Here is a 7,460-nt window from a genome sequence, read left to right as displayed (position 1 = left end):
TCGTGCGCTGCGACACGTGTATACGAGACAGCCGCCTGCTCCATCCCGCCGCCCTCCACGTGGCGGGGACAAAGCAACCCGTGTGCCTGCTTGTGCTACCTGGGGAGTGAGGTGCCTACCCGTCCCGACACATGGGAAGGGGCCCGGATGCCGGACGGACATCCCTGCACCAGCGGGCTTCTCAGGGGCTGAGACGGACCGTCAGAAGCGGGACAGGGCGAAGAAGCCCTTGAGCTTCTCGTTCGTCTCACGGAGCCGTTCGCTCAGCGTGCGGACGAACGTCCAGAGCAGCACGTACGCCAGGTCCTTGTCGGTGAACATGAGCTGGTCCAGCCGGGAGCGCTCGATGACCCAGACGGAGCAGCTCACGTGGGCGATGGCGTCCGCCGAGCGCGGCGAGTCCTCGATGACCGCCATCTCACCGAAATACTCGCCGGGCTCCAGGATGGCGAGCGCCTCCTCGCCGATGCCGGGCATCGACTTGGAGATGCGGACCTTGCCCTCGGCGATTACGAACATCTCCTGGCTGGTTTCCCCCTCACGGAACAGAAAGGCCCCCGCCGGGTAGGTCCGGGAGTGGCCAATCTGCGCGAGCCTGGCGAGCTGTCCCTGGGTCAAACCCTCGAACAGCGCAACCTTCTTGAGGACGTCGGCATCCATGAGGCCAGCTTCGTATCACGCGCCCGAGGCGCTCTGGTACCTTGGGGCCATCAACGAAAGTCGGGAGGAGTCGTGGCGGAGGAGAAGATTAACAAGGTGACCATCATCGGCTCGGGGCCCGCGGGCTACACCGCGGCCATCTACGCCGCGCGCGCCAACCTGCAGCCGGTGGTGTTCGCCGGGGGCCCTACCCTGGAGCACCCGCAGCGGGTTCCGGGCGGCCAGCTCATGGTGACCACCGACGTGGAGAACTACCCGGGCTTTCCGGAGGCCATCACCGGCCCGGAGCTGATGGAACGCTTCCAGAAGCAGGCGGAGCGTTTCGGCACCACCATCCACATGGAGAACGTGGTGAAGGTGGACTTCTCCCAGCGCCCCTTCCTCATCCAGGGGGAGAGCGTCAGCTGCCGCTCGGAGACGGTCATCATCTCCACCGGCGCCACCGCCAAGTGGCTGGGCGTCAAGGGCGAGGACGCCTACAAGAACCGCGGCGTCTCCGCGTGCGCCACCTGCGACGGCGCCTTCTTCAAGAAGCAGGACGTGCTGGTGGTGGGCGGCGGTGACACGGCCATGGAAGAGGCGACGTACCTGGCGAAAATCGTCAACCACGTCACCCTCATCCACCGCCGCGACACGCTGCGCGCCTCCAAGGTGATGCAGGACCGCGCCCGCCAGAATCCGAAAATCTCCTTCATGTGGGACTCCGCGGTGGAGGAGGTCCTCGGCGACGCGAAGGGGATGAATGGCGCGGTGGTGCGCAACCTGAAGACGGGTGACAGCCAGCAGGTGAAGGCGACGGGCCTGTTCGTGGCCATTGGCCACACGCCCAACACGGAGCTGTTCCAGGGCGTGCTGGAGACGCACCAGGGCGGCTACCTCAAGACGGTGCCGGGCTCCACGCGCACCAACATCGAGGGCGTGTTCGCCTGCGGCGACGTGCAGGACCACTACTACCGCCAGGCCATCACCGCGGCGGGCACGGGCTGCATGGCCGCCATCGACGCGGAGCGCTGGCTCATCGAGCACGGCGAGTAGTCTGGCCCGCAGGCCCGCGCGGCGCCACCGCGCATCCCCAGGCCGGCCCCTTCCGGGGGCCGGCTTTTCCATTCCCGCGAAGGACGCAGCAATCCCCATGAGCTCGAAGCAGAAGACGGTGGCGGTGCACGCCGGGACGCGGCTGGCTGGAAGCAAGGCGGTGCCGGTGTCGCCGCCCATCTACCCGGCGGCGGTGAACTGGTTCGACAGCAGCGACGACCTGGACAGCGCCCTGGACGGGAAGGACTACGCCTACGCCCGCATCAGCGCGCCCAACACGACGCTGCTGGAGGAGGCGGTGGCCGCGCTGGAGGGCGCCGAGGCCTGCGTGGCCTACGCCAGCGGGATGGCCGCGCTGCGCTCCGTCTTCGAGGCCCAGGGCTTCCGGGCGGGGGACACACTGGTGATGCCGGCGGATGGCTACGGCGTCACGCGCGCGCTGTACAAGAGTCTGTGCGCCACGCTGGGCGTGGAGCTGCACGCGCTCCTGATGACGGACCCCGAGGTGCCCGGTCGCATCCGCGAGCTGAAGCCGCGCATGGTGCTGGCGGAGAGCATCTCCAACCCGCTGCTGCGCGTGCCAGACCTGCGCGTGCTGGCGCGGGCCTGCCAGGACGTGGGCGCGACGTTCGTGGTGGATGGCACCTTCCCGTCGCCCGTGGGACAGCGCGCGCTGGCGCTGGGCGCGGACTACGCGGTGCAGTCCACCAGCAAGTGGCTCAACGGGCACAGCGACGCGCTGGGCGGCACGGTGAGTGCTTCACAAGCGCGGATGGCGCCGCTGCGCGCCGCGCGGGTGCTGGCGGGTGACGTGCTGGGGCCCTTCGAGGCGTGGCTCACCCTGCGCGGCCTGCGCACGCTGCCGGTGCGCATGAAGGCGCATGTCGAGCACGCGGCGCACGTGGCGCGCCGCCTGACGGAGTCGCCCCTGTTGGAGCGGGTCATCTACCCGGGGCTGTCGTCGCACCCGGACCACGCCACCGCGCAGGCGCTGCTGCCAGGCGGCGGTCCCATGGTGGCCTTCGAAATCAAGGGCGCGGGGCGGCCGGAGAGCATGCGCTTCCTGGAGGCGCTGAAGGTGGGGCGGCCCGGTCCTTCGCTGGGGGACGTGTGCACGCTGGTGATGCACGCGGCCAGCGCCAGCGCGCGCCGGTTCACTCCGGAGGAGCGGGAGGCCGCGGGCATCCGGGAGAACCTCATCCGCGTCTCCGTGGGGCTGGAGGACCCGGACGACATCGTGGAGGACCTGCTCGCCGCGGTGGCGCAGGGGGTGCGCCGATGAAGATGGTGGACGTGGGAGCGAAGCCGAAGACGGGCCGCGTGGCCGTGGCCACCGCGCTGCTGCGGATGTTGCCCGCGACGCGTGAGCGCATCCTGGCGGGGAAGGTGGAGAAGGGGGACGTGCTGGCCGCGGCGAGGCTCGCCGGCATCATGGCCGCCAAGCGCACGCCGGACTTCGTTCCGCTCTGTCACCCCATCGCGCTCTCGGGCGTGGAGGTGACGCTGGCGCCAGAGGACGCGGGGCTCCGGGTCCGCGTGCAGGTGAAGACGGTGGACCGCACCGGCGTGGAGATGGAGGCGCTCACCGCGGCCTGCGCGGCGGCCCTGACTGTCTATGACATGTGCAAGAGCGTGGACCGCGGCATGGTGCTGGACGCGGTGCAACTGGAGCACAAGTCTGGCGGGCGCTCCGGCACGTGGCAGCGGGAAGAGGCCGCGCCTGCTTCGCCAGCCGCGCCTCGCCGGCGAACGCGCGCGAAGAAGGCTCGCTGAGCGCCTGGCGGCCGCCCGGTCCGTGTCGTGGACGCTGTCAGGTGTCGCGACCTGTGCCAACCCGTTGCGCGAGAGGACAGCCGGGCCATGAGGACGCCTCCCCGGAAGCCAAGGCGCACGTGCGTTGGCGGACACAGGCGGGCTCGGGCCCCGCCATCTGTCCGTCTCCACACGTCGCGAATGTGACGCCGTCCACGCCCAGGGCACGCTTGTCGCCAAGGGGGCTCCCGGTGCGCGGAGAGGGCCCCCAGGTTGCATTCCAGGCCATCCGGGCGCGAAAAGCCTGGGCCAGTTCGAGAGGTGACGGGTGTTCGACTTGAGGGGCGTTCTGACGCTGCTGACGGCCCTGGGGGCCGCGGGCTGCGGTGCGCCCACGGATGAGGGCGACGCGGCCGAGGTGTCGCAGCCCGTGGCGGACCGGGCCGCCTGCGACGCACAGGCGGCCCAGCGCCGCTACGTGTCCGAGGACAGGCAGGAGTGCCAGGTCGTCTTCTTCGTCTGCGCCCGGGGCGAGTCGCCCTTCTTCGACGCGTGCGGCTGCGGCTGCTCGCGCCCCTGAGGCACGGGCCTACTTCGCTTCGCTGAGCAGGCGCTCCTGGAAGAAGGCCGCCACCACCAGCGAGTGGGAGATGTGGCCCTCCAGGATGAGGCGCGGCAGGTCGGCGCGCGGGTGCAGCTCCACGGCGATGTCCTCGCTGGCGTCCTGCCGCCCCTCGTGCCGCTTCACGCAGTCGAGCGCGAGGAAGTTGAAGCACACGTTGCCCTGGAACGCGGGGTTGGGGTGCACCTGGCCCACGGGCACCAGGCGCCCCGGCACGTAGCCCGTCTCCTCTTCCAGCTCGCGCGCCGCGGCCCGCTCCGGCGCTTCGCCCGGCTCCACGATTCCGCCGGGGAGCTCCAGCGTGGAGGACTCGACGCCGAAGCGGAACTGCCGCACCAGCACGAGCCGCGCGTCCGGCGTCACCGCGATGACGTTCACCCAGTCCGCGCAGTCGACGCGCACGCGGGGGTGCTCGTGGCCCGTGCGCGGGTCCTCCCACCAGTCCTCGCGCACCCGGGCGACGCTGAAGTCATGCTCCAGCCCGCGCCGCAGCCGGCGCCAGGGCTTCACCTCGTGAGCCACGTGCGTGTCCTTCCTGTCAGTTGAGCAGCGCGGCGCGCTCCCGCAGCTCGCGGGCCGTCAGCTCCAGCCGGTCGCGGTCGGGGGCCTCCGGTGAGAGCTCCAGGCAGCGCTCCACGTCCTTCAGCGCGGCGCGGTAGGCCCCCAGGCCGCTGAGCAGCGCGGCGCGCGTGCGCAGCTCGCCCGGGTGGTCCGGCGCCAGGAGCAGCAGCAGGTCCACCACCGCCAGCCCCCGCTCACAGTCCTCGCGGCCCAGGTACACGCGCCGCAGGTTGGACAGCATCCGGTACGCAATCAGCTCCACCGGCGCGGGCGCCAGCATGTTGCGGTCGAACTTGAGCTGCGGCGCCACGCGCTTGAGCAGCTCCTCGCAGCCGTGCTCGGTGAGGATGTCCCCGTCGTGGAACGGGTCCATGAGCAGCTTGTGGTCCCCCGCGTCGTGCGCCACCAGGAAGTGGCCGGGGAAGGGGACGCCGTACAGGGCGATGCCCGCGCGCCGCGCCACCTCCAGGTAGACGACGGACAGCGTAATCGGCAGCCCCTGCTTCCGCTCCAGCACCTGGTCCAGGAAGCTGTTCTCCGGGGAGTGGTAGTCGTCTTCGTTGCCGCGAAAGCCCTCGATGTCCGCCAGCACGTGGCGCAACGCCCGCAGCGGCGCCAGGACTTCGCCCTTCTCGCTCAGCCGCTCCGCCTCCACCTGGACCCGGCACGCGAGCACGTCCAGCATGTGCAGGCACCCCGGGGCGTCCAGCAGGGGCTTGTCCAGCGTGGCGATGGCCAGCGCCGCCAGGTCCAGCCGCGGGGGCTCCGCGGCCAGGGCCGACACCAGACGCTCCCGCGCCAACGGTGGGCTGAATCCAGAGGGAATGCTCACGGCGAGAACCAGTAACCCACGAGGGCCCGGACGGCAAAGGCAGGCGGCCGAGCGTCAGAATGCTGGAGGTTCAAGCGGCAGCCGTCCCTTGATTTCCGCCCGGAGGGCAATCTGGGCCGCAATCAGCCCGGACAGGATTCCATCCTCGAACTCAAATGTAGGATGTTCCTTGAGTTCCGGGAAGTCGTGGGAGTTGCGCACCTCCTCCGGGGAGATGTTGGGCACGGCCTCGCGGGCCAGGCGCAGCACCTTGGCCTGCTGCTGGGAAATCATCTTCTCGAAGAGCTGGCTGGACAGCTGCAGCATCTCTTCGGCCATCTGCTCCGTCATCGGGTGTCTACTCCTGGGCGATGTCCCACTTGGCCCGGCGGTAGCTGTAACGGAAAGCGGCGGCGTCCGCCTCCCTGGCGTCGCCCTCCGCTTCCCGGCCGTCCAGGAAGGCCACGAAGTCCAGCTGCCGGTCCTCGCGGCCGTATTCCGCGTCGAAGAGGCGGACCAGCTCGTTGGCGGGCAGGGTGCGGCGGCCGGCCACGCTGACCAGGGGGATGCGCAGGCCCGTCATGTCGCTCGCGGGGGCGTAGGACTTCCACACCAGCTCCGTGCACACGAGCGTCCTGTCGGAGAAGAAGTCGAAGTCGAAGTCATACGGGCGGCCCTGGAAGGTGAAGGCGCGGACGATGGCGCGGGCCTTCTCCAGGCGGGACAGGCGCGGGCGCATGACGCCCAGGTAGTCCACCCGCATGCCGTGCTCCAGGCCGGTGAAGGACACGCCTTCGCTGATGGATTCGATGATGCGCAGGGGGTCGCCGTGCGCGTCGTTGCCGGTGTACTCGGCCCACTTGGCGGGGAAGGCGCGCGCCAGGTGCTGGGTGAGCGAGCCCGGTGCGCCGGGGAGGGTAGCCACCCACGCCTTCACGGCCGCGTCCTCGTCGAAGTACGCGCCGAGCTGGGCGGGTGTGCCGATGAAGAGCTCCGCGTGTGGCCAGAAGCCCGGCAGGCCGATGTTGGAGAGGTACCAGTTCTGCCGCGCCACCACGATGTCGCCGGGCTCCATCTTCTCCAGCAGGGACAGGGCCTGCGCGCGGGAGATGAGCGGCTGGCCCGCGCGGCGCACGCGGGTGTCGCCCATCCATTCCGCCACCGCGCGCTGCACGGGGAAGAAGGCGCGCTGCGCGGTGTCCGCCGTCAGGTCCACCGTGGCCTTGGCGAAGAGCGTGGCGCCGCGCCGGGAGAGCAGTCCCTTCGCCACCTTGCTGTTGTGCTTCATCTCCTGCAGCAGCCAGGGCACGCGCGGAGCGTCCAGCGCGCCGGCCTTCACCAGCAGCGGGCGGAGCTGCTCCTTGTAGCCATCCCCCGTGAGCAGCTGCGTGCTGGTGGAGACGTGGATGGCCTTGTCCTTGAAACGGGCGAAGGCGCGCGCGGGCAGGCCGTACTCGGGCGCGGGCTCGTCCAGCAGCACCTCCAGCTGCTTCTTGCCCAGGGTGAGCTCCGCGTAGGTGAGGCCGTGGGCCAGCTCCGTCGTGAGCGCGCCGTGGGTGAGGAGGAAGCCCCAGGCGTGCTTCTTCGGATGCGCGTGGGCGGGCACCTTCACGAAGTCCCAGTAGCGCTGGCGGATGACCTCCACGGACACGAAGTAGTCGAAGAAGGCCGCCCAGGTGCTGAGCAGCAACTGCTTCTGGTCCGGCGTGTACGGCACGTTCTGCTTCTGCAGGTACACGCCGCGCGACTGCTTCACGGCCTCCTGCAGCCCGCGCAGGCCCCGGACGTGGCGCTCCAGCAGGGCGAGGTCACGCTGCGCCTGGGTGACGAAGGCCGCTTCGTCCAGGGCGAAGACGTCATGTACGGGCGGCGGGACGGCGGCGGGCGTGCTGGCGAGCGTGAGCCAGGCAAGCAGCAGGGAGGCGGCGGACATGGGGTGTGGGGCTCCTGCGAGGAAGGCGTCGCGGGACGACACCTTAGCCCGGGAAGGGGCCGGGGCGGCTGGCCCCCTGGCTGGAC

Annotated in this window: 9 protein-coding genes; 4 read left to right on the top strand and 5 right to left on the bottom strand. The window is 70.4% G+C overall.

The window, feature by feature from the left end; all coding sequences use genetic code 11:
- Positions 1-201: 201 nt before the first annotated feature.
- Positions 202-660: a Crp/Fnr family transcriptional regulator gene (locus G4D87_RS30105; RefSeq protein ID WP_163786144.1), complete on the bottom strand. Its 459-nt coding sequence runs from the start codon at positions 658-660 to the stop codon at positions 202-204.
- 72 nt (positions 661-732) lie between these two features.
- Between G4D87_RS30105 and trxB the strand changes: the two genes are divergently transcribed.
- From trxB to G4D87_RS30085, 4 genes are all read left to right on the top strand, one after another.
- A complete protein-coding gene (gene trxB / locus G4D87_RS30100; RefSeq protein WP_163786143.1) occupies positions 733-1,695 on the top strand; it encodes a thioredoxin-disulfide reductase in 963 nt (320 codons plus the stop codon).
- Positions 1,696-1,792: 97 nt separating this feature from the next.
- Entirely contained in the window at positions 1,793-2,977 is a 1,185-nt protein-coding gene (locus G4D87_RS30095; RefSeq protein ID WP_163786142.1) for a trans-sulfuration enzyme family protein, read from the top strand.
- Positions 2,974-3,468: a cyclic pyranopterin monophosphate synthase MoaC gene (gene moaC, locus G4D87_RS30090; protein WP_163786141.1), complete on the top strand. Its 495-nt coding sequence runs from the start codon at positions 2,974-2,976 to the stop codon at positions 3,466-3,468. Before G4D87_RS30095 ends, moaC begins: the two co-directional genes overlap by 4 nt.
- A gap of 307 nt (positions 3,469-3,775) precedes the next feature.
- Positions 3,776-4,027 carry a hypothetical protein gene (locus tag G4D87_RS30085; protein ID WP_163786140.1) on the top strand — a complete coding sequence of 84 codons (252 nt, stop codon included), beginning with the start codon at positions 3,776-3,778 and terminating at the stop codon, positions 4,025-4,027.
- A gap of 9 nt (positions 4,028-4,036) precedes the next feature.
- On the opposite strand, the gene G4D87_RS30080 is transcribed toward G4D87_RS30085, so the two are convergent.
- From G4D87_RS30080 to G4D87_RS30065, 4 genes are all read right to left on the bottom strand, one after another.
- A complete protein-coding gene (locus tag G4D87_RS30080) occupies positions 4,037-4,591 on the bottom strand; it encodes an NUDIX hydrolase (protein ID WP_163786139.1) in 555 nt (184 codons plus the stop codon).
- Positions 4,592-4,607: 16 nt separating this feature from the next.
- On the bottom strand, positions 4,608-5,432 hold the full coding sequence (locus G4D87_RS30075) for a SirB1 family protein (RefSeq protein WP_163786145.1): 825 nt from the start codon (positions 5,430-5,432) through the stop codon (positions 4,608-4,610).
- An 84-nt stretch (positions 5,433-5,516) separates the two neighbouring features.
- Entirely contained in the window at positions 5,517-5,792 is a 276-nt protein-coding gene (locus G4D87_RS30070; RefSeq protein WP_026114194.1) for a hypothetical protein, read from the bottom strand.
- Positions 5,793-5,799: 7 nt separating this feature from the next.
- Entirely contained in the window at positions 5,800-7,374 is a 1,575-nt protein-coding gene (locus G4D87_RS30065) for a YiiX/YebB-like N1pC/P60 family cysteine hydrolase (protein WP_205507770.1), read from the bottom strand.
- Between the last annotated feature and the right edge of the window lie 86 nt (positions 7,375-7,460).

The organism is Myxococcus vastator, assembly GCF_010894475.1.
In the GTDB taxonomy this organism is placed as follows: Bacteria; Myxococcota; Myxococcia; order Myxococcales; family Myxococcaceae; genus Myxococcus; species Myxococcus vastator.
Note: the sequence above shows the minus strand (reverse complement) of the source record. Positions and strands in the feature narration are given on the sequence as shown.

Excerpts from the sequence above, each read along its gene's own strand:
- G4D87_RS30105 (WP_163786144.1), bottom strand. The coding sequence starts at position 660 with ATGGATGCCGACGTCCTCAAGAAGGTTGCGCTGTTCGAGGGTTTGACC.
- G4D87_RS30095 (WP_163786142.1), top strand. The coding sequence starts at position 1,793 with ATGAGCTCGAAGCAGAAGACGGTGGCGGTGCACGCCGGGACGCGGCTG.
- moaC (WP_163786141.1), top strand. The coding sequence starts at position 2,974 with ATGAAGATGGTGGACGTGGGAGCGAAGCCGAAGACGGGCCGCGTGGCC.
- G4D87_RS30070 (WP_026114194.1), bottom strand. The coding sequence starts at position 5,792 with ATGACGGAGCAGATGGCCGAAGAGATGCTGCAGCTGTCCAGCCAGCTC.
- G4D87_RS30065 (WP_205507770.1), bottom strand. The coding sequence starts at position 7,374 with ATGTCCGCCGCCTCCCTGCTGCTTGCCTGGCTCACGCTCGCCAGCACG.